We start from the raw sequence: 22,350 nt of genomic DNA on the forward strand, positions 1-22,350 counted from the left end.
GCCCCTGCTTTTCCTCTTTTTGTTTTTTAATTACCTTCAGTCCTCAAATTGCGTAATCATGAAGAATTTTATGTGGATCATGGCGATCTCCGGCTTTGCACTGGCCGCGTCCTGCCAAAACCAGCCCACACAGGACAGCGGCGCAGACACTGCTACCGCTCCCACCACCGCCACCACGCCCGCGCCTGATGGCCCCGTATTCAAAAAAGAAGGCCAGCTGTCCTTTATCGGTAAAGAAAAAGGCGATACGATCAAAACGATTGATATTGAAATAGCGGAGACGGACGAAGAAAGGGCCAAAGGCCTGATGGACCGCAAATCCATGGAAGATACACAAGGCATGCTGTTCATCTTCTCAGCGCCCGAAGAACAGTCTTTCTGGATGAAAAACACCTACATCTCCCTGGACATCATGTATGTGAACGAAAAGTTCGAGATCGTATCCATCCAGAAATACGCGACTCCCCTTTCAGAAGAAAGCCTGCCCTCCTATAAAAAAGCACAGTACGTGGTGGAAACCAATGCCGGTTTTGCGGACAAATACAAGATCGCATTCGGGGACAAGATCGCGTACACTAAAAAATAATATTTATAGCAGACCGCTTTTATAAGCTTCTTTGATCAGCCCTGCGGCGTTTTTTACCTGCTTTTCCCTAGTGATGTTGAAACGGCGGGTATCTGCGGGCCGCAGGCTGACAAATGGCTTAACCGCCATCCCGCGGCGGCCTCCCAATTCCTGCACTTCCCTTTCCCTCCGCGTATTTTCACTGTTGCCCATATGGCTCAAACGATGAAATCATAGGTTTGCACCGCGTTATTTCAGCTCCTCCATCGTAAATGATTTCTGGCGGCCTTTATATTGCTGCCGTACTGCCTGAACGTCTTTTTCCGTCACCTTTTCAGCCTTATTGCTCCATGCATTGCGCACGAAGCTGAGCAGTTGTGCAATGTCCGCGTCGGAGAACTCGTCGTTGCTCGCGATGCCCGGCATATCCGCATTGATCTCCGGCGCTTTGTAGACCTTTCCGTTCACCTCCACGGGGCCGGTAAGGCCGTAGAGCACGATGGCGATCAGGCGTTCTTTTTTGCCGGTCACGATCTCGGAATGGTTCAGCGGCGGTGCAAGGGACTGGATGCCGTCACCGTCTGTGCCGTGGCAGGTCTGGCAGACGGTTTTGAAAATGAGGCTGCCGCGCGGGTATTGTTTGGCCAACGCCCCATCCATATTAGCCTGGCGGTTATTTTTGACGTCTTTGATCACTTTTTCCAGCCGGCGGCGGATGATGAGATTGGTATCCGGGTTCCAGGCGGTGATGTCCGCCAGCAACTTGGTTTCTTTATCCTGCGCGCTGCTGATCACTGCATCGGCCACATACCGATCGTTAGGGTAATATTCGTACAGCATTTTAAACAACTCTTTATCAGCCGCAGGATGCTGTTTAGCCAGGGCTGGCAACAGGTATCCCGTAACAGCCGCATCTTCCTTATGGGTGACTAATTCTGCCAGCAGGTAGGTCACTGTCTCAAAATTCCTGCTGTTCAAAATAGAGGGGATCGCCGCGAGCGCACTGTGATTTAATGCAATATTTCCTTCGGCTCTGTAAACCGACGCAATATCGTCGAAAGTGAGCGCGTGCAGGCCTTCCAGCACCCACAATGCATGCAGGTCCGCCAGCGACTGTACGGAATCTTCCAGCAATGCCCTCAGCAGGGGCACCGCCGCTTTATCCTGTGCGTCCACCAGCATCTGCTGCGCTTTGTCCCTGATCCAGCCGTTCTTTGAGCCGAGGGCTTTAACAAGATCCGCGGTATTGCGCGTCAGTACTTCGGTCACCGGCTTCGACCCCTTCGGGACGATGCGGTAGATGCGCCCGCAGTTCAGCGGCTGCGTCAGGCTGCGTGTGCCGATCTCGTTTTTCAGGTAAGGCGTGAGGTAGGTTTTATGCTGGATGATGCCGCGGTACATGTCCAGCACGTAGATGGCGCCGTCAGGCCCCGGGTGGAGGTTCACCGGGCGGAAACGTTCGTCCGTGCTGGCCAGGAATTCTTTGCCGGCGTAAGCCTGACGGCCGATGACGAAATACAGGCTGTCTTTGAGGATGTTCCTTTTGATAAGATTGGCGGAAGGCTCGGCCACAAATGCATTTCCTTCATATCCTTCGCCAAATGCGCCGCCGCGGTAGATGAGCGGGCCGCAGGCCGCGGTGAAGTTCACCAGGCGGAGGCTGTCATCCAGCACACCTTTAATATAGCCCCTGTTCACGCCCGGTGTGGGGCGGATGGGGTACGTGCGGTTGTCCGGCACGATGTTCTCATTAAAGCCCGCTACGCGGCGCTGGTTCGTATTGGCGGAGCCCAGGCCGGGAGAAAAGTAATCACCCAGCAGATTCTCGGAATTGTTATTGTAAAACAGGCGGCCGTAGTTATCCTGCGAGATGCCCCATTGCCCGCGGAAATGTGTTTCTTCTTTTAGCCAGCGGTTCCCTTCTTTGCGGTAGCGTTTGGATGATTTGGCGTTGTAGATCCAGTTATCCATGGCGCGGTACAGGCCGTTCGGCTGGTGCTCCACGTTGCCGCCTTCGGTAAAGGCGGAATCCACGAGTGTTTTTTTACCGGCTTTGTCCCCGTTGATCTCCACGAACCAGAGCCTGGGCGGCTCCGCAACCAGCAGGCCGTTGCCCACGATACAAAGCGCGCGGGGCAATATGAGCGAGTCGAGGAATACGGTGCGTGTGTCCGCGGCGCCGTCCCCGTTCGTATCTTCCAATATCACGATCTTGCCGTTCATGGCTTCTTCGCCGGTGCCGACAGTATCGGGCATATAACCGGTCATTTCCGCCACCCACATGCGGCCGCGTTCGTCGAAGGTCATGGCCACGGGCACTACCACCTGGGGCTCCGCGGCTACCAGTTGGGCAGTGAATCCTTCTTCGGTCTGTAAATGCTCAAGGGACTGCGCGGGTGTCAGAACGGGTGATTCGGCAAACTGGCGTCGCATGGCGATCGAATCCGCTTTTGCGTCTTTCTCCCCGCTGTTGCAGGAAGCTGCTGTTAATCCCGCCAATAAAAAGCTCATCCATATCCTGCCTTTGATCATAACGTCTGGCATATCTAGAAATCGATTGAAAATTACCTTTAAAATAATACCTGGCTAAGGAATTTCAAATTCCGAAGGGGCTAAAATAAGGCAGGAAACGGCAAAATACAGGGAAATATTGACGGACGGCGGGTAGGTAGACGGGAACGCAGGCATTTATGAATTAAAGTCGTAATCTGTCTGTTTTGACTGAATCTCTTTTTAAAGTAAATTTGTATAAATCGAATAATTATGGGAAAGGCACTAGAGCAAGAAATGTATACTTATTTTGTCCAACTTAATGAGGCGGAGAAAAAGTCTGTTGTGCAGATGTTAAAGACCTTTTTAAAAAGCCGTAAACAACAACCAGAAGTATATACTATTGAGCAATATAACAAGGAACTTGAAGAAGCGGAAAAAAGGATAGAAGCAGGAGATTTTATAACACAGGAGGATTTAGAAAAAGAAATGGAAAAATGGTAATATCAAAAAAGATCATTGTTTGGAGCCCTGAAGCCAAAAGGCAAATAAAAGAAGCATATAAATACATATCAAAAGACTCGCCCAAAAACGCCATCAGAGTACGGTCAGATATTGTTACTTTGACACGAATGTTATCTCCCAACCCTGAACATTACCCCGTTGATAAATATAAATTAAATAATGACGGCACCTTCCGTGCTTTTGAAAAACATAGTTATCGTATCTCCTACAGGATATTAGATAAAGAAATCCGAATCCTAAAGGTTCGGCATACCAAGATGGAACCTCTGCCGCATTAACCCATCAGAAAAACTTCCTCCTGAAAACATTCCTGATCTGCGAATACCCGTTCATCAGGTTGCCGATCAGGAAACTTTCCTTCAGGTTGTGTCGCAGGGTGCTCCGCATGATGCGTACCACCACATCCTTTTCCACTTCGCCTGTTTCCTTCACCCTGCCCAGCCGGTTCACCGCTATCAGCGCCAGCAATGCCCCGAAAAGGAACAGGAAGCTGAAGTCCTGCAGTTCGATGAGATGCAGCGCCTTTGTCCACCGGGGGCCGCCCCATTCCGCATCTACTTTCAGGTGCCTGCCCGTGAAATAATCAGCCAGCACACCGCCAGCCAGCGGCGCCAGCGCGGAGAATACGGCGGTAACGATGTTCTTCGTGGAAAGGTAAACAATGGAGTCCGCCGTAGGCGCCAGCTTCAACCCGATGTTCGTCAGCGAGAGATTGATGCCGGCATTCGCAAAACCCATCAGCAGATGGATAACAGCCAGCAGCAGGAGATTGGCCCACAATTGCGTATAAATGCCCACAAAACACCAGCCTATCAGGCAAAGGATATAAATGGGCGCCCCGATGGCGATGATCGTTTTGTTGCTATACCGGTCCGCAAACAGCCCCCATACCCTGATCGTGAAAATGCTGCTCACCTGGCTGAGAATGTTCAGCCCGATGATGTAGGACAATCCCAGCCCCATGCTTCTCATCATAAACACGGTAAAGAACGGCGCGGCGATGTTCACGGCAAAGACCCAGGCGGAATTGAATACCAGCAGCCGCCGGAAATTCGGGTCTTTTAACGGGCGGCTGAGCATCACGAAAAGGTTTTCCTTGGGGAAGATCGTTTTGGGCTCCGGCGTACTGGCCAGCGCGAGCGTGCCGGTGAGCCCCGCAATGCCCGCAACGATAAACATATAACCATATAAATTCAGCTCAAAGGCCGGGTAATGTTTCCGGATATAATCCACCCCCAATGCTACCAGCAGGCTCAGCGCCACGTTCAGCGACTGCATCAGGCTGCTCCTTTTGGCAAAAAAAGCTCCCAGCTGTTTTTCCGGCACCAGGTCCTTCATCCAGGAATTCCAGCTGGCCCCCGCAACGGCGCCCGAGAGATAATAAAAGAACAGGATGGGGATGATCAGGTCTATGGTCACGATACCGGGCATCAGCAGGGGCAGCATACCGATGAAGATCAGCGGCAGCCTGGCCAGCAACGAACAGATCACCGTGATGCCCCGCCGGTTGTTGAACCGCCTTACCAGCCATATGGAGATCAGCTGGAACACGTTCACCATCGTGGGCAAAGCTGCTATCAGGCCCAGCTGCACGTTGTTTGCCCCCAACAGAATGGCCATGGCAATGATAAATGCCCCGCCGGTTAAAGTGGTCATGGTTTCAGAGGCCAGCCCGTCCCCTATCACCATTTTTAGCCCCCGCCTTACGTCCTGCTCCGTGAGTAGTTCTTTCGGCTGTAAATTCATCTGCTCCCGTTTGGGTGTTTGGGGAGCAATCTTTGTACCATTTACCTGCCCGGGCAGCGCATTCCGCGCATATGCACGATGGCCGTGTGATTCATTTTTCAACCGCCTGATTTTAGTCTGCTGCCGACCAATAAAAAAGCCGGCCCGTAATCCCGGCCGGCTTTCAAAGTATGACAAGTGCTATTAATTCAGGCTTCTGAAGTCCACCGGCACCAGCTTGCTCACCCCGGGCTCCTGCATGGTCACCCCGTAGATCACATCCACCGCCGCCATCGTCTGTTTGTTATGCGTTACGATGATGAACTGTGAATTGTCGGAGAACTTGCGGATCATGTTGGTAAACTTACCCACGTTCGCATCATCCAGCGGCGCGTCCACCTCATCGAGGATACAGAACGGCGCAGGTTTGATCAGGTAGATGGCGAACAGCAGCGCGGTGGCCGTCAGCGTTTTTTCACCGCCGGATAGCTGCGTGATGGCCGCGGGGCGTTTGCCTTTCGGCTTCGCGATGATCTCTATGCCGGTATCCGCCAGGTTGGACGGGTCGTTCAGGATCATGTCGCACTGGTCTTCTTCGGTGAACAGGGCTTTGAACACGCGGATGAAGTTTTCCTTCACCTGGTTAAACGTGTCCAGGAACTTCTGGTTCGCCGTGGACTCCACTTCCTGGATGGTGGCCAGCAGGGATTCTTTGGCGTTCACCAGGTCATTTTTCTGCTCAAGGATGAACTCGTACCGTTTTTTCATTTCGGTATAAGCCTCTATCGCGGTCGGGTTGATCTCGCCCATGTTTTCCAGGCGTTTCTTCAGTCTTTCCGCATTGCTTTGCAGGTCTTCCAGCGCGGCGGTGCCGGTGCGGTCCTCGTCCAGTATCTCGTCCAGGTTCACTTTGAATTCCACGCTCAGCCTTTCTTTCATGGAGGCCAATTGCAGCTTCAGTTCGTTCACTTTGTCTTTGATCTGGTTCAGGTTCTGCTCCAGCATATCCCTCGTTTTCTGTTTGCTGCGAAGGGCGCTTTCCAGTTCCTGGAGGTGGTTACGGAAGTTGTAGTATTCCTGGTCCTTTTCGTTCAGTCCTTTTTCGTCTTCTTCGCGGCGGCGGAACAGCTCCACCAGGCCGTCTTCGGACTGGGTAAGCCGGTCTTCGGCAGCGGCGATATTGCCCGCTGTGTCTTCCAGCTGCGCTTTATTGCTTATTACCTGCGCGTGCAGGTCGCTTAATTGTTTGCGTTTGAAGTCCAGCTCCTGTTTCAGCCCCTGCACTTTGCTCTGCTGGCGGGTATGCTGAAGGTTCTGGTTGTTGAACTGGATGTTTGCCTGGTTGAACTGCTGCTCGGCTTCCTGCGCGGCGCGGTCCGCCTCCACGATGTTGTCGTGCAACTGGTGCACGCGGTCGTTCAGGCTGTCCAGTTCGTCGCGCACGCTGGAGATGCTTTGTTCGTTCGCGGCCAGCGAGCCTTCCATTTCAGCAAGGCGTTTATTGCCCTGCTCGATGAGGTGATGGAAATTCTCGATGCGGTTTTGCAGGCCAAACAGCTGGTTGTTCAGCTGGTTCACCTTTTCGCGGGTGGCGTTGATCTTATTTTCATTGAGCTGGCTATTGTAGCCCAATACTTCGTCATGTTTGGCCTGGAGGCGGGTTTTGAGGTCCGCTACGTTGGTTTCCAGTTCGCGGATCTCCGCGTCCAGCTTCTCGAGGTTTTTGGCGCGTCCGAGTTTTTTACCTTCAAACAGGCCTACGGAACCGCCGTTCATGCTGTATTTACCACGATGCATACGGCCGCTTTGCTCGGTGATCAGCACATCCTGCTCGGGCAGCTCTGAAAAGTTCAGGGCGGCCAGGTCTTCGGCGATGAAGACTTTACCCAGCAGGTAATTGCCGAGGCCCTTGTATTTCTCGTCTATCTCCACCACGTCCAGCGCCGGGATGGTACCGGGAGGGGTGAAAAGATGGCCGGCCTGGTGGTTGAACTGGTCCAGGATAAAGAAGTTCGCTTTGCCCTTCTTATGCAGGTCCAGCAGGCGGATGGCTGTGATAGCCTCCTCCGTGTTGTTCACCACGTAAAAGTTCAGGTAAGGCTCCAGGAGGTTTTCTATACAGGTGCGGTAGGCTTCCTTACAGAAAAATATATCGCTGAGGATGGGCGCTTTGTTGTTCCAGTCGCTGTTCTTTTTGAGGAACTTGATACTCTCGGGGTACCCTTCCAGGCTGTCCACGAGGGATTTCAGCAGGTCGTATTCGTTCTTTTTGGAATCGAGGGTACGGTTTTCGTCCACCAGCTTGTCGCGCAGGCCTTCGATCTCCCCTTGTGTGGCGAGGATCTTGCCTTTGGTCTCTTCCTGGAAGGCTACCATGTCTTCCAGCTCTTCCTTACCGGTTTCCAGTGTTTCCTGGAGAATGCCTTTTTCATCTTCCAGCTGCTGTATCTGTACCTGGCGGTTGGTCTTTTCTTCCTGCAGCTGCTGGATGCCGCGCTGAAGGTTCTGTACGGAGGTATCGGCTACGGCCACTTTCTTTTCCGCTTCAAACTGCTGGCGCTGCCATTGCTGCTGGTCTTTGCGGTAGTTTTCAAGGGCCAGTTTCTTTTCGGAGAAATGGTTCTTTTTCTCGTCCACCATTTCGTGGAGGGTTTCCAGTTCGTCCTGCATGGAGTCGAACACTTCCTGTTCGTCCGCCACCTGCGTTTCGGTGAAGGTGATAGAATCCGTGAGGCCGGAGACGGTGCCTTCCGCGTTGTTCAGGAAGTCCGACAGGCTTTTTTCGCGTTCGCGCAGGTAAGTAAGCTGCTGGCTGGCGAGGTTCTTATCGTTTTCTTTGGTACGGATGGTGGACACCAGTTCGTTGAAGGAACGCTGCATCACCTGCAGTTCGCGTTCTTTGGCCACGAAATGGAGTTTATCCTGCTCCACGGCCGCCTCGTCGGTGGATATCTCCGCCTCGAGGGCCATTTTGCGGTCCGTCTCCTGCTGCTGCTGCTCGGTAAGGTCGCGGAAGGTGATGTTAAACCCTTCCAGGGCGGCTTTGGCGAGTTCTATACTGGCTTCTTTGTATTCCTTTTTGATCTCGTAATAACGTTCCGCCTTTTTGGCCTGGCTTTCCAGGGTTTTGAGGTTGTTATTGATCTCGAACAGGAGGTCCTCGATGCGGTTCAGATCGCCTTCTGTAGCGTCCAGCTTGGATTTGGCTTCCTTTTTCCTTGTTTTATAGATGGAAATGCCGGCAGCCTGTTCCAGCATGCGGCGGCGGGAGTTTTCTTTGTCTTTGATGATATCGTCCACCATACCCAGCTCGATGATCGCGTAGGAATCGGTGCTAACGCCGGTGTCCATGAAGAGGTTATGGATATCTTTGAGGCGGCAGGCCACGTCATTGAGGCGGTATTCGCTATCCCCGTTCTTATAGAATTTCCGTGTAATCGTAACCGTGGTGAACTCGGTGGGCAGTACATTTTTGGTATTCTCGAAGGTGAGGCTCACTTCGGCCATACCGCTGGCGGAGCGGGTACGGGAGCCGTTGAACACGAGGCCGGCCTGGTTCTCGGAACGCAGGTTGCTGATCTTGTGCTCGCCGATCACCCAGCGGATGGAATCGATGATATTACTCTTTCCGCAGCCATTGGGTCCAATTACGCCTGTCACTCCTTCATCGAAGTGCAGCACGGTCTTGTCCGCAAAACTTTTAAAACCTTTGATCTCTAGTGTTTTTAAACGCACATTCTTCGGATTACGAATTAATGATTTGGCCGCCAAAGATAGTTGAATTCTGCTGATTCCCGCATCCGGAAAGGGCGGTAAGGAGGGGCCAGCGGTTTTCTGATATGGCAACTACCGGTAATTTAGTTCCACTGACATAAATAACGGCGTTTATTTATACACACATGGGGATAATTTATACACCTCAACCCTGCACCAGATGTAGTATATTACTGATAATGAACAGAATGAGGGGGATATATGTATTAAATCCACATCGCATAAATACAGCCTGATATTTGTAATTTTGCCGCAATGCTAGAACGTTGGACCAAAGAAGCGAAAGCCTTTATTTTCAGTTATCATTTCAGCAACGGGCTTCGCACCACGCTGAGTGTTGTTGTACCCTCCGTCATTTTCTCCGCCATCGGTCACCTGGAAACCGGTATCGCCATTTCCATGGGTGCGCTGTGTACCGCGCTGGCGGACGTTCCCGGCACTATCATCCATAAGCGGAACGGCCTCATCATCAGCACCATCCTCATCTTTATCACCGCCCTGGGCACCGGCCTGTTACTGCCCTACTGGCCCGTACTCACCCTCTGGGTGGGCGTTTGCAGCTTTTTTTACAGCATGCTGCTCATTTACGGGAACCGTGGCGGCAACATCGGCCTGGGCTGCCTCCTGGTCATGGTCAGCCTCATGGCGGAATCCTATTCCTCGCGCGAAGCCATACAGGTGAGTTTCCTCATCCTCAGCGGCAGCATCTGGTACGCCCTGCTCGCGCTCCTCCTCTGGCAGATCAGGCCTTACCTTACCGTACAGCAGACGCTCGGGGACTGCATACAGCAGACCGCCAAATACCTGCGCCTCCGCGCGGACTTCTACCGCCCCGAAAACGATATTACCGACACCTACCGCGAAGTGCTCGCCCAGCAGGTGATCGTAAACGAAAAACAGGAAGCCGTGCGCGAGCTGCTGCTCAAAATGCGCTCCGCCCAGCAAGGCACCACCAGCATCAGCAAAAGCATGGTGCTCATTTTCCTGGACCTCGTGGACATGTACGAGCAGATCATGGCTTCGCAGATAGACTATACCAGCCTCCAGGAACGGTTTGCCGGCACACAGGTGATCTCCGAGCTGCATCATACCATCCTTCAATATGCCGAAGAGCTGGACAATATCGGCATTGCCGTGAGCGCCAGCCAGCGTTCCATGCCCAAAGTGAACCTGAAACTGGAACTGGAAAAAAGCAAACGCGCTTTCAAAACTTACCAGGCCACCCTGCCCACACTCAAAGAACGCGCGGACCTCATTCACTTCGAAAGCATTTTCGACAACCTGCAACATATCACGCAGCGCATCTACAACATGCACCGACTCACAAGGCTGGAACGTGTAAAAGACGCCAGCTTCGACCATCAGCTGGAGCTGAGCAGGTTCACCACCCGCCAGCAGTACGACCTCACCACTTTCATGAACAACCTCACGTTCGACTCCCACATCTTCCGCCACGGCATACGTACCGCGCTGGCGATGATGTCCGGTTTCCTGCTGGGGCAGGCGCTGCACCTGAGCCGTACCTACTGGATACTGCTCACCATCGTCGTGATCATGAAACCCGGCTTCAGCCTCACCAAAACGCGCAGCTACCAGCGCATCACAGGCACGCTTATCGGGGCGTTTTTTGCGGCGGGCATCCTCTGGCTCACCAATGATAATACGGTCATCTTTATCACCATGCTGGTCTGCATCCTGGGCGCCTACAGTTTCCAGACCTACCATTATATTACAAGCGTTGTATTCATGACGCCGTTTATCGTATTCCTGCTGCATTTCCTGCACCCGGCGGATTTCCAGAACGTGACGCAGCGCGTGCTGGACACGGTTATCGGCGGGGGCATCGCCTTTGTGTTCAATTACATTTTCTGGCCCAGCTGGGAGTTCCGCTTTTTGCCGGATTATATGGTGAAGACGATCTCATCGAACAAACAATACCTCACCCAGGTGATGAACCTGTACACCGATAAACCTTTCAGCCTGATCGCCTACAAACTGGCGCGCAAAGACGTGCACGTAACCACGGCGAACCTCACGGCGGCTTTCCAGCGGATGCTGAGCGAGCCGAAAAGCAAACAGAAACATGGCTCTGAACTGTATCACTTCGTGGTGCTGAGCCATTCATTGTCTTCTCATATCGCGCAGCTCTCCGCCTATGCGCTGCAGCACCGGCTGAAATACAAGCGGCCGGAGTACAAAGACATCCTGCTGTTCCTGCTTACCATCATGGACCAGATAGAACAATATGTAAACGTCGGCGCCCGGATGGCGGACCCTGACACGCCGGCCGCCTTCCACAGCCTGGAAGACAGGCTGGAGCACCTGCTGAAGCTGCGCCAGGAGCAGATCAACCAGGGCCAGGGCCATACGGATGAAAGAGAAGAAATGCTGGAGATCAAACATGTGCGGGACCAGTTCCAGGCACTGTTCACCGTGCTGAAAGACATGAAAAAAGCAGCGGTTCATGGAGCGGAGATCATCAACAATTAATGCTTACAATACGAAACGCCCCGGGATCCGGGGCGTTTCGCAAAATATAATACCGTCCGCACTTACAGCTCGGAAATGATTATGAGCTGGTCCGTCACCGGGTTGATCGCTTTCAGGATATCGTCAAAGTAAGAAGGCCCGTACTGGGCGTAATAAGAAATGAAGTTTTCCTTCCGTTCCTGCAGGGAGTTACCTGGAAACAGGCGGTCTTTGATACCCCTGATCTGGTCCGTCTGCCACTGGAATTTCTTTTTCTCCGCCCGCAGGAATTTATGCTCCAGCTTGCCGATGGATTTGATGGCGCGGGTGCGTTCGGAGTTCACGGCGGCTACCAGCGTCACGTCTATGGAGCGGGCTTTTTCTTCCAATTCGTTATACAGCTTTTCCACCGCCGCGTATTCTTCGCGCAATACGAGGGCGGCATTGGTATGTTCGTGCACAAAGCGGTTCACCAGCAGCTCCGTGTCTTCAAACAGCGCCACGGGTGCAATACCGAGCTTTTTGAGACGGCTGTTTTCTTCCCGTCTGATCCACAGGAATGAGTTGCGCAGCAGCACGACCGGGTACGGCACTTTATGATGCCTGAACAGGTCCTGCAGCTCCAGCCAGTACGCCACCTCGCCGCCGCCGCCGATAAAAGCGATGTTCGGCAGGATGGTCTCCTGCAGGATGCCGCGGAGGATCACATTGGGGCTGAAACGCTCCGGATGGGCGTGCAGTTCGGCCCGCAATTCGTCCCAGGTGAACGACAACGATGTGTGTAATATCTTCCACACATCTCCCTCTTTCACAATGCGTTCGCGGCTGTTTTCCGTTAAATAAAAAAGATTTATTTCGCGCGGTGTGGCCTGTACTTTATAATGTTCCGCCAGGCGGCCGATAGTCTTGCTCACAATGGCTTCGGAGCTTTGTTCTTTCAGCTCTTCTTCCATTACGGGGATCAATTGCTGTTTAAACGCCGGGTTGTCCGGAATGAGCACTACTACGCCATAACAGCCAAAAAGCTCGTTTACGAGGTACAGCGTGGCTTCCTGGACGGTTTTATGTTCCAGGTATGCTTTGCGCAGCATTTCCAGCAGCAGCGGCGCATGAGGCAGATTACCCGTCACCGCTTCGATCTCGCTGATCAGGTGATCAAGCCCCTTCGTGTTCATGCGGCCCACGGCGCCCGTCTGGTCCGTTTCCCAGGTGAGCTTGCGGCCTTCCAGGAAGATGGAGCCCAGCTCTTCCAGGTCCGCGTCTTCACTGCCCATGTAATACACGGGCACAAAATGATTTTTCGGGTATTGTCGCTGCAGGTCCTGTGCTAGTTTGACAGCCTGAAGTATTTTATATACGAAATACAGGTAACCTGTAAATACGTTCGGCTGGTGCGCCGTGCAGATGGTAAAAGTATTGGTAGCCTGCAAAAGGCCGATATTCGCGCGCACTTCTTCCCGCAGCGCTATGTGCCTGTACTGGGCGTACAGTGCCTCTGCCAATATGTCCCTCCTCACAGGCTGCGTGGCCTTTAACAGCATTGCTTTGTGGAAGTCCGGATTAATAGGGTTATATTCGTAGAAATTGCTCAATGGACTACGTGCAGCGAGAAAATCCGCTATCAGCGGGCTGCAATAACCTGTTCCGGCAAAAGGCAAAGTATGATAATTCACTGCTGGCAGTATCTGTTGAGTCACAAGGTCGTATTTTGAGGACACGAAGATAACTCGAAACTACATTATTCCGCCCTGTTGATATTACCATTTATCACAATTCATAGGGTGGCTACGAACGGACTGTTACACTCCCTCCACAATTTTCCACGGCATCAGATTTGCAAATGATTAATGTCCCTGCGGATGTTCGTCCCGCTATCTCCTATACCCCGCCGATAACTAAACAAAACAGAAAATTTACATCTTATGAAGATTGCGTATATAGCATCGTATTTTCCCCGTGAGTGTGGAATTGCAACATTTACCGAGCATTTGATAAAAGCGGTTTGCCGTGATACGGAAGACGTACCCGAAGTATCTGTGATCGCCATGAATGATGAAGGACAGGTGTATGATTATCCTCCCGAAGTGACCTTCACTATCCGGCAGAATCATATGGAAGACTACCTGGACGCCGCCGCGCATGTGAACAACAGCGATGTGGACCTTGTAGTGGTACAGCATGAGTTTGGCATTTTTGGCGGAGAGAGCGGCATCTACCTGCTTCCGTTCCTTCACCAGATCAAAGTACCCTATATCGTTACTTTCCACACTGTGCTGAAAGAACCCTCCTTTATGCAGAAAAGCGTGGTGAGAGAGATCTCCCGTCATGCTTCCCGCGTGATCGTGATGAGCAGGCTTGCTATTTCTTTCCTCGAAGATATTTACGAAGTGCAGGCGGATAAAATGATGCTGATCCCGCACGGCGTTCCCGATTTCGAAAAACTCTCCATCCGCTCGGATATATTACCGGAAGCCCTCCGCCACCGCAAAGTGATCTTTACGTTCGGCCTGCTGAGCAGGAACAAGGGCATTGAAACGGTGATCAAAGCATTGCCGGATGTGATCAGCCAGCACCCTGACGTACTGTACGTAGTGGCCGGCAAAACGCATCCTGCGGTGATCCGCCATGCGGGAGAAGAATACAGGCAAAGCCTTCATACGCTGGTAACTGAACTGAAGCTGGAAGATCATGTGCTGTTCGTAGACAAGTTCCTGACGGAAGACGACCTGTTCGCCTATCTCACTCACAGCGACATTTACGTAACACCATATCTTAGTGAAACCCAAATTACCAGCGGCACCCTCACATATGCACTGGGTGCAGGGGCCGCTGTTCTTTCCACGCCTTACTGGTATGCGAAAGAATTGCTGGAAGACGGCCGCGGCCAACTGTTTGGTTTTGCGCAGCACGAAGAGCTGGGCGCGCTCATCCACAACCTGCTGGACGATCATGAAGCGCTGGAAACCCTCCGTACCAAAGCCAGCGAATACGGCCGCGAACTGCAATGGAGCAAGATGGGCGCGCGTTACCGCCAGCTGGCCCGCAAGATACTGAGCACGCCAAGGCCAGCGTCCGTAAACAACCGCCCGCTGCCCGACGTATCCGCACTGCCCCCGCTAAACCTCACGCACATACGCCGTTTAACGGACGATACCGGCATCGTACAACACGCCAAATACGGCATCCCCAACCTCAAGGAAGGGTATTGCCTGGATGATAATTCCCGCGCGCTGATGATGATGCTCATGGCGCAGCCGCACCGGAAAAGCAAAGACAGCCCGGACCTGCTGCCCATCTACCTGAGCTTTATCCATTACATGCAAACGCCGGACGGCAATTTCAGGAACTTCCTGAGCTTCAGCCGTCAGTACCTGGACGAAGTAGGCTCCGAAGATTCATTCGGCCGCACCGTATGGGCGCTGGGTTACCTTGTGCGTTACGCGCCGAATAATTCATACCGCGAGTTCGCCACCGAACTGTTCCATAAATCCACGCAACACTTTGCGGCCCTGGGCCACCTGCGTGGCCGTGCGAACGCGATCATCGGCGTATGTCATTACCTGCATTACCATCCTTCGGATGAAGGGATGTTCGCCGTGCTGGACAACATGATGCTGCCCATGCTCGAAGCGTGGAAAAACAACGCCACGGACAAATGGCGCTGGTTTGAAAAAACGATGACGTACGACAATGGTATATTACCGCTCGCACTCTTCCATGTAGCAGAGCTGACCGGTAATGAGACGATACAGAACATTGCGCTGGAAAGCCTTTCCTTCCTGGAAAACCTCACCATGAACCGTGGATACTTCGCGCCGGTGGGCAATGAAGGCTGGCTGTGCGAAGGCGGCAACTGCCCGCTGTTTGACCAGCAGGCGATCGAGACAATGGCGATGGTATTGCTTTACCAGCAGGCGCACGCCGTAACCGGCAACCGCTCTTACCTGCAAAAGATGTTCACCTGCTACAATTGGTTCCTCGGCGAAAATGCGCTGCGCATCCCGCTGTACGACCATGAAACGCATGGCTGCTGCGACGGCTTGTCCCCCGCGGGCGTGAACAGGAACCAGGGCGCTGAAAGTACGGTGGCTTATTTCATCTCGCACCTGGCCGTACTGAAGAGCCTGGAGATGATACCAAGACAGGAAAAACCAATCAAAACCGCCATTATCACGACCTCCGCCGGCATGGTCAGTAAAATCAGCTGAAGGAAATGAAGATAGCGGTGCTTTCCCCCGTAGCATGGCGCACGCCGCCTGTGCATTACGGTCCCTGGGAACAAATGGCTTCCAATATAACTGAAGGGCTGGTGGCAAAAGGCTGGGATGTAACGCTTTTTGCCACCGGCAATTCACAAACGGCCGGAAAACTGCAGTCCATCTGCGAAAGCGGTTATGAAGAAGACCGCAGTCAGGACGCGAAGGTGCTGGAATGCCTCCACATCAGCCACCTGATGGAGCAGGCGGACCGTTTCGACATCATACACAATCACTTCGATTTCCTGCCCCTCACCTACTCCGGGCTGATACGCACCCCGATGGTGACCACCATCCACGGCTTTTCCTCCCCGCGCATCATTCCCGTATACAAAAAATACAATGACACCGGGCACTACGTGTCCATCAGCAATTCGGACCGCAGCCCGCTGCTCCGTTATGCCGCCACGGTATACAACGGCATCGATCCTTCGGGTTTCGATTATGTGGAAACGCCGGAAGATTACCTGTTGTTCTTTGGCCGCATACACCCGCACAAAGGCACCCGCGATGCGATAGATATTGCGTTGCAAACGGGCCACCGGCTCATCATTGCCGGCATTGTGCAGGACGCGGATTATTTCCGGGAACAGGTGGAGCCGCTGATAGACGGGGAACAAATAAAGTTTGTGGGCCAGGCTGGTCCTGAACAGCGGAACCAGTTGCTGGGCTACGCAAAAGCATTGTTACATCCCATTCACTTCAATGAACCTTTCGGGCTGAGCGTGGCGGAAGCCATGATGTGCGGCACGCCGGTGGTCGCTTATAACAGGGGTTCGATGCCCGAACTGATCAGTCATAAAAAGACGGGCTACCTCGTAAAAGACATACACGAAGCGGCCGAACATATCAGCGGCATCGGCAACATACAACGCAATATGTGCCGGGAACAGGCCCTGGCGCGGTTCAGCATGCGGAAGATGGTAGATGATTACGTGAAAGTGTATGAGAAAGTGTTGTTGCAGACAACCATCTTTCCCTGAGCGGGTCTGATGATTCTAGAGCGTACCCGCCATCACGCGGGCACAAAAAAGGGCGCAGATGTAAACATCCGCGCCCTTCATATTTTTCAGATGACCTCAGCCTTCTCTTACCTTCTCCAGCAGATCGTTCAGGTGAACGGTGGCAAAAGAAGAAGCATAGTCAGATAAACCGTAGGGAATGATCAGCTCATTGTTATGTATCAGCGAGCCGCAGCTGTAAAGTACATTCGGCACATACCCTTCTCTTTCATCTTTGTTCGGCACTACCAGCGGCTCTTTCAGCCTGCCGATCTCTATCTTGGGATTTTCCAGGTCCAGCAGGGTGGCACCGAGGCAATACGTGCGCATCGGGCCTACGCCGTGGGTGATCACCAGCCAGCCTTCCGGCGTTTCTATCGGTGAGCCGCAGTTGCCGATCTGTACAAATTCCCAGGGGTATTTCGGGGTTTGCAGTATCTCGGGGTTCTCCCAGATATTGATCTTGTCCGAATACATGATGTAATTGTTGATCCCGTCTATACGGCTCATCATCGCATATTTTCCGTTGATCTTGCGGGGAAACAGCGCCAGGTTTTTGTTCTGCGCGCCTTCGCCGTACAGCGGCATGATCTTAAAATGATAGAAGTCGCGCGTCTGGAGCAGCTTGGGCTGTATGGTCACACCGTCAAACGCGGTGTAGGTGGCGTAATAGGTGACGCCACTGGTATCGCCGGTGTATTTTACAAAACGCGCATCTTCAATTCCGCGGCTTTCCGCTTCGGAGTAAGGGAAGATCACGCGGTCTGAAATATCGGTATCCAGTGAAAAGTTGATCTCGTAATAAGAGTCCGCCAGCCAGAGAAGGCGTTCCAGGTTACGTTTCAGCAGGTGGTCCACCTGGTAGCGCTGCTGCATGTCGCGGATCAGTTTTTTGAGCGCCACGTATTCGAACGTATCCGGCAGCGAACTGCTGATCTCGCGGATCACGGAGTCCGGCAGCTTGATGGATACGGCGTTCTGGAAAAAGACATTTTTGTGGTAAACAGTGTTGCGGATGATGTCCGGTTCGTCCACATAATTCCCGGCGGGCACGATGGTGATCTCATTAAAACGGTTGATGACGGCCTGCCTGAACACGATGGAACTGACGTGGCCTTCCCCTACCGCCCTGAAGCTGAGTATCACCCGTTTTTCTCCCTCTTCAAGCCCGCTCTGGTCCACATCGTCCACGATGGAGGGATTAAAGAACGCGGCGGACTCGATGGAAAACTCGTTGGTAAAAAAAGAACCTATCAGCAGCTTGCGCCGCTGGCTCAGCTCATCATAATCGATCTTTAATGCAATGAAAAGATTTTTCAGTTTATCTGCATGTCTTTCAAATATGCGGGTAATGTTGCGGTGCCGCCGCGAGAAGTTGCGGAGCAATGGGGTGAGTTCCCTTTCCACATCCTCTTCCGACATTTCCATTACTTTGAGGATGATACCCTTTGCCCGGGCATCCCCGTTGAAAAAAAACCTTGCTACCACCCGTTTAAGATCCGGGGTGATCTTAGCCATTTGCCGCTCTATAGGAATTCTCATATACCAACAGTTTTAAAGACGATAAACATTCACCGGATGCCCCGGTCACTCCAGGCAATGGAAGCCGTCGGGCAGTACCGCCCCTTTCTTCACAACAACAATGCCATCCTTCACGGTGTACTTTTCAAAATCCCCGTCTTCCAGGTGCCTGCCGCCATTAATACGTACGTCATTTCCGATGCAGGCGTTTTTGTCGATGATCGCATTGTTGATATAACAGCGGTCGCCGATGCCGATGGGCGGGCGGCCTTTGCTGCGCGCACTGTTGATCTCGTCCAGCGTCTGGTAGATGTCGTTGCCCATCAGGTAGCTGTTGCTGATGGTGGTGCCTTTGCCGATTCGGGTGCGGATGCCTACCACGCAGCGTTCCAGGCGGCTGGCGTTGATGATACAGCCGTCCGCGATCACCGTCTTTTCCAGCGTGGTGCCGGATATCTTCGCCGGCGGCAGCATACGGGCGCGGGAGAAGATGGTGGTGGCATCGTCGAAAAGGTTGAACTGGGGGATATCGTCTGTGAGGCCGAGGTTGGCCTCAAAGAAGGAAGAGATGTTCCCGATGTCCGTCCAGTAGCCCTCGTACTGGAAGCTCAGCACTTTGTATTTGTCAATGTTGTTCGGGATGATCTCCTTGCCAAAGTCCGTCGCTTCGGGGCTGTTGGTAAGCAGGTCGAACAAAAGCTGTTTGTTGAAGATATAAATACCCATGGACGCCAGGTAGATACGTCCTTCCCTTTCCATTTCGGGGCTCACATCGGAGTTCCAGTCCGGCAGCAGCTCTTTCTTCGGTTTTTCGATGAAAGAGGAAATAAAACTGTCCTCATCCGTTTTGAGGATGCCGAACTCCGTCGCCTCGCGGGCGTGAACGGGAATGGTGGCAATGGAGATATCCGCCCCTTTGTCGATATGATGTTTGATCATCTCCCGGAAATCCATCTGGTACAGCTGGTCGCCCGAGAGTATCAGCGCATATTCGAACTCGAAGTTTTCCAGGTGCCGGAGGGTTTGCCTTACGGCGTCCGCGGTGCCCTGGAACCAGGTGGGGTTATCCGGCGTCTGCTCAGCCGCCAGTATGTCCACAAACGCTTTGCTGAAGTGGCTGAAGTGGTAAGTGTTTTTGATATGTTTGTTCAGCGATGCGGAGTTGAACTGCGTGAGCACGAAAATACGGTGCAGGTCCGCGTTGAGACAGTTTGATATGGGGATATCTACCAAGCGGTATTTACCCGCCACTGGCACGGCAGGCTTGGAGCGGCTGCGGGTCAGGGGATAGAGCCTTGTTCCGGCTCCCCCGCCAAGAATAATGGAGATCACTGCATTAGACATAACGTAAACTTATTTTAGGCTGGTGTATAGATCAATGTATTGTTCTGCTGCTTTATCCCAGGAGTGGTCCTGCTGCATGGCGGCCTTCCTGATCTTTGAAAATTTTGTTTTGGTGGCGGACAGTTCCAGCGCGCGGCCGATGGCGTGCAGCACGTCGCCCGCCGTGGCGTGGAAAAACCGGATACCGGTGCCGCCTTCGTCCCCGAAATCGGTCACGGTGTCTATGAGGCCGCCGGTGGTACGCACGATGGGTATGGTGCCGTACCGCATGGCGTACATCTGGTTCAGGCCGCATGGCTCCACCCGTGAAGGCATGAGCAGGTAGTCCGCCCCGGCGTACAGCTGGTGGCTGAGCGTTTCGTTATAACCGATATACACATTAAAGTGTTCATCGGCATACGCCCTGGTTTGCTGCAGCATCCATTCGGTGTGCGCATCGCCGCTGCCCAGCACGAGGAAATTCAGTTTCCCGTGATGCTCCGCCAGCGCCCTGCCGATGATCTCCGGCAGCAGGTCCGCGCCTTTGTCCACCACCAGCCGGCCGATGAATACGAACAGCGGCAGTTCGGGGTCCAGCTCGAAGGTTTCGCAGAGGGCTTCTTTGTTGGCCTTTTTGCCTTTCGCCACGTCTTTGATGCCGTAGCGGGTATTGATCATGGGGTCTTTCGCGGGGTTCCAGACCTTATCGTCTATGCCGTTCAGTATTCCCCTTGCTTTACTTCTTTCAGCGCTCAGCAACAATTCCAGGCCATTCGCGCTGTGGAACAGTTCTTCCATGTAACTGGGAGACACGGTATTGAACCGCCAGCAGCATTTGATGGCCGAGGCCAGCGGGTTGATGGCGCCGTTCCAGTCCAGCATACCGCTTTTCCAGAGGTCGAAGGTCGGGATGAGGTACAATTTGTTCCATCCGAACTGCCCCTGGTACTGGGCGTTGTGAATGGTGACCACGGTGGAAATATCCTTCAGGCGTTTGTACTTGTAGGCATACTGCACCAGGAAAGGGATGAGGCCGGTGTGATGGTCGTGGCAGTGAATGACGTCCGGCTGGTGCTGCCATTCGTTCAGCCAGTCCAGCACCGCCACCTGGAAGGCCAGGAAACGTTCGGTGTCATTCATATAACCATACACGCCGGCAGTATCCAGCAGGCCAGGGATGTCCACCTGGTAAAGGTCGAAGCCCAGCACATTGTTGCTTTCTTTCCAGACGTTGAAGTGATACCAGTCGTGCCCGAGCCACAATCCGCCCTGGTGCACGAGTTCAAAACTGTTCTGCCCGTTTTCCCTGAAAGGGGTCCGATAGGCCGGCATCACCACCTTTGCGATGGCTCCCGCTTCATACTGGTATTTGGGCAAAGCCCCTACCACATCTCCAAGGCCGCCTACCTTGGCGACCGGGTAACATTCCGCGCTGACGTGTAATATTTCCATACTGCATATAATTTAAACCGATAAAGCCAGAATTCAAAGAATCGTTAATAAAATTAAAAAAGAATTATCCACCTGTTTAAGCCGATACAGGAAAAAGGAGCGGCAGGGCTAAAGCGGGAGGAGCATACCTGTCATTGCGAGGAGCAGCGGGGACAAAGTGGGAGGAGCGACGAAGCAATCTCCTGCATTGAATGGAGATGCCCGAGTATTATGAGATTGCTTCGTCGCCGCTCCTGCACAAAATCCGCGCTGCTCCTCGCAATGACGTGGCTTCTCCCAATGCGCAGATATCTCCCCTGTTATAAAAAAATAATACATTGCAATATGCAGTTCGGACGGCAGGACCTCAGCGTCCTTAACAATATCGATTTCAAATTGCCCGCGGAGCCGGTCTTTAACGGCGGCGTCCTTCGCGGCAAACCCGCTGCCTCGCCCGCGATCAGGCTGGGCGCTACCAGCTGGAACCGGAAAGACTGGCTGGGCGGTGTGTTTCCCAAAGGCACCAAAGAAAAGGACTTCCTGTCCGAATATGCCAAACACTTCAACAGCGTGGAGCTGAACGCCACCCATTATAAGATCTACCCGCCGGAGACGATCCGCGGCTGGGCGGAGAAAGTGAGTAATCCTGACTTCCGTTTCAGCCCGAAGGTGCCCCAGAGCATCAGTCATTACAGCAACCTGGTGAACGCCAAAGACCAGACGGACGCCTTCCTGGAAGGCTTGCTGGCCTTTGAGGACAAGCTCGGCCCCATCTTCATGCAGATGAGCGAAAGCTACAGCCCTGCGCGCAAAGACCTGCTGTTCACTTACCTGGCCTCCCTCCCAAAGGATCTGAACTTTTTCCTGGAGCTGCGGCACCCGGACTGGTTCACCGATCCCCATCACAGTACCACCCTTTATCATAATCTCCGCAACCTGGGCATCGGCCTGATCATTACGGACACGGCCGGCCGCCGGGATGTGGTGCATATGCACCTGCCGGTGCCCCGGGCCATGATCCGCTTCGTGGGCAACAGCCTGCACCCCACGGACTACCAGCGGGCGGACGATTGGGTGAACCGGCTGGCCTTCTGGCTGGCAAACGGGCTGGAAGAAGCCTATATTTTCATGCATATGCATGACGATACGGCGGTTCCTGAAATGGCGATTTACCTTGCCGAAAAGCTGGAAGCCGCCACAGGCCTGACAATCAGGAAACCATACATCCACCGGGAAAATACTCTCTTTTAGGGCCTGTTTTAACAGTCTG

14 protein-coding genes are annotated in these 22,350 nt (G+C 53.1%); 7 read left to right on the plus strand and 7 right to left on the minus strand.

The annotated features are described in order from the left end of the window. Nucleotides 1-58: 58 nt before the first annotated feature. On the plus strand, nt 59-586 hold the full coding sequence (locus EG028_RS07010; protein WP_206614355.1) for a DUF192 domain-containing protein: 528 nt from the start codon (nt 59-61) through the stop codon (nt 584-586). Between the two features lie 228 nt (nt 587-814). Here the strand turns inward: EG028_RS07010 and EG028_RS07015 are convergent, their stop codons facing one another. Then, on the minus strand, nt 815-3,109 hold the full coding sequence (locus EG028_RS07015) for a DUF7133 domain-containing protein (RefSeq protein WP_241559045.1): 2,295 nt from the start codon (nt 3,107-3,109) through the stop codon (nt 815-817). Between the two features lie 219 nt (nt 3,110-3,328). Here EG028_RS07015 and EG028_RS07020 point away from each other — a divergent pair, with 219 nt between their 5' ends. Continuing rightward, nucleotides 3,329-3,559, plus strand: coding sequence for a hypothetical protein (locus EG028_RS07020; RefSeq protein WP_120514873.1), 231 nt, complete (start codon nt 3,329-3,331; stop codon nt 3,557-3,559). Continuing rightward, entirely contained in the window at nt 3,553-3,858 is a 306-nt protein-coding gene (locus EG028_RS28060; protein ID WP_120514875.1) for a type II toxin-antitoxin system RelE/ParE family toxin, read from the plus strand. Before EG028_RS07020 ends, EG028_RS28060 begins: the two co-directional genes overlap by 7 nt. A 4-nt stretch (nt 3,859-3,862) precedes the next feature. Here EG028_RS28060 and EG028_RS07030 read toward each other — a convergent pair whose 3' ends face one another. Continuing rightward, entirely contained in the window at nt 3,863-5,428 is a 1,566-nt protein-coding gene (locus EG028_RS07030) for an MFS transporter (RefSeq protein WP_241559046.1), read from the minus strand. Between the two features lie 81 nt (nt 5,429-5,509). Further along, entirely contained in the window at nt 5,510-9,040 is a 3,531-nt protein-coding gene (gene smc, locus EG028_RS07035) for a chromosome segregation protein SMC (RefSeq protein ID WP_120514877.1), read from the minus strand. Nucleotides 9,041-9,334: 294 nt separating this feature from the next. Here smc and EG028_RS07040 point away from each other — a divergent pair, with 294 nt between their 5' ends. Then, complete coding sequence (locus tag EG028_RS07040; protein WP_120514879.1) at nt 9,335-11,569, plus strand: FUSC family protein; 2,235 nt, start codon at nt 9,335-9,337, stop codon at nt 11,567-11,569. Between the two features lie 62 nt (nt 11,570-11,631). Here EG028_RS07040 and bshC read toward each other — a convergent pair whose 3' ends face one another. Then, complete coding sequence (bshC, locus tag EG028_RS07045) at nt 11,632-13,245, minus strand: bacillithiol biosynthesis cysteine-adding enzyme BshC (protein ID WP_162946241.1); 1,614 nt, start codon at nt 13,243-13,245, stop codon at nt 11,632-11,634. Nucleotides 13,246-13,470: 225 nt separating this feature from the next. Here bshC and EG028_RS07050 point away from each other — a divergent pair, with 225 nt between their 5' ends. Together EG028_RS07050 and EG028_RS07055 are read left to right on the plus strand one after the other, a co-directional pair. Beyond that, nucleotides 13,471-15,756, plus strand: coding sequence for a glycosyltransferase family 4 protein (locus tag EG028_RS07050; protein WP_120514883.1), 2,286 nt, complete (start codon nt 13,471-13,473; stop codon nt 15,754-15,756). A gap of 5 nt (nt 15,757-15,761) precedes the next feature. Then, on the plus strand, nt 15,762-16,787 hold the full coding sequence (locus EG028_RS07055) for a glycosyltransferase family 4 protein (RefSeq protein ID WP_120514885.1): 1,026 nt from the start codon (nt 15,762-15,764) through the stop codon (nt 16,785-16,787). Between the two features lie 96 nt (nt 16,788-16,883). Here the strand turns inward: EG028_RS07055 and EG028_RS07060 are convergent, their stop codons facing one another. The 3 genes from EG028_RS07060 to EG028_RS07070 are packed head-to-tail and all read right to left on the minus strand — an operon-like array spanning nt 16,884 to nt 21,101. Further along, nucleotides 16,884-18,347: a glycoside hydrolase family 130 protein gene (locus tag EG028_RS07060; RefSeq protein ID WP_120514887.1), complete on the minus strand. Its 1,464-nt coding sequence runs from the start codon at nt 18,345-18,347 to the stop codon at nt 16,884-16,886. A gap of 45 nt (nt 18,348-18,392) precedes the next feature. Next, a complete protein-coding gene (locus tag EG028_RS07065) occupies nt 18,393-19,670 on the minus strand; it encodes a glucose-1-phosphate adenylyltransferase (RefSeq protein WP_120514889.1) in 1,278 nt (425 codons plus the stop codon). A 9-nt stretch (nt 19,671-19,679) separates the two neighbouring features. Next, the gene (locus EG028_RS07070) at nt 19,680-21,101 is read right to left on the minus strand and encodes a glycogen synthase (protein WP_120514891.1); all 1,422 of its coding nucleotides are present in this window, start codon (nt 21,099-21,101) and stop codon (nt 19,680-19,682) included. A 324-nt stretch (nt 21,102-21,425) separates the two neighbouring features. Here EG028_RS07070 and EG028_RS07075 point away from each other — a divergent pair, with 324 nt between their 5' ends. Further along, on the plus strand, nt 21,426-22,331 hold the full coding sequence (locus EG028_RS07075) for a DUF72 domain-containing protein (RefSeq protein WP_120514893.1): 906 nt from the start codon (nt 21,426-21,428) through the stop codon (nt 22,329-22,331). The last annotated feature ends 19 nt before the right edge of the window (nt 22,332-22,350 follow it).

The sequence above is a fragment of the Chitinophaga barathri genome (genome assembly GCF_003807585.1).
Classification (GTDB): domain Bacteria; phylum Bacteroidota; class Bacteroidia; order Chitinophagales; family Chitinophagaceae; genus Chitinophaga; species Chitinophaga barathri.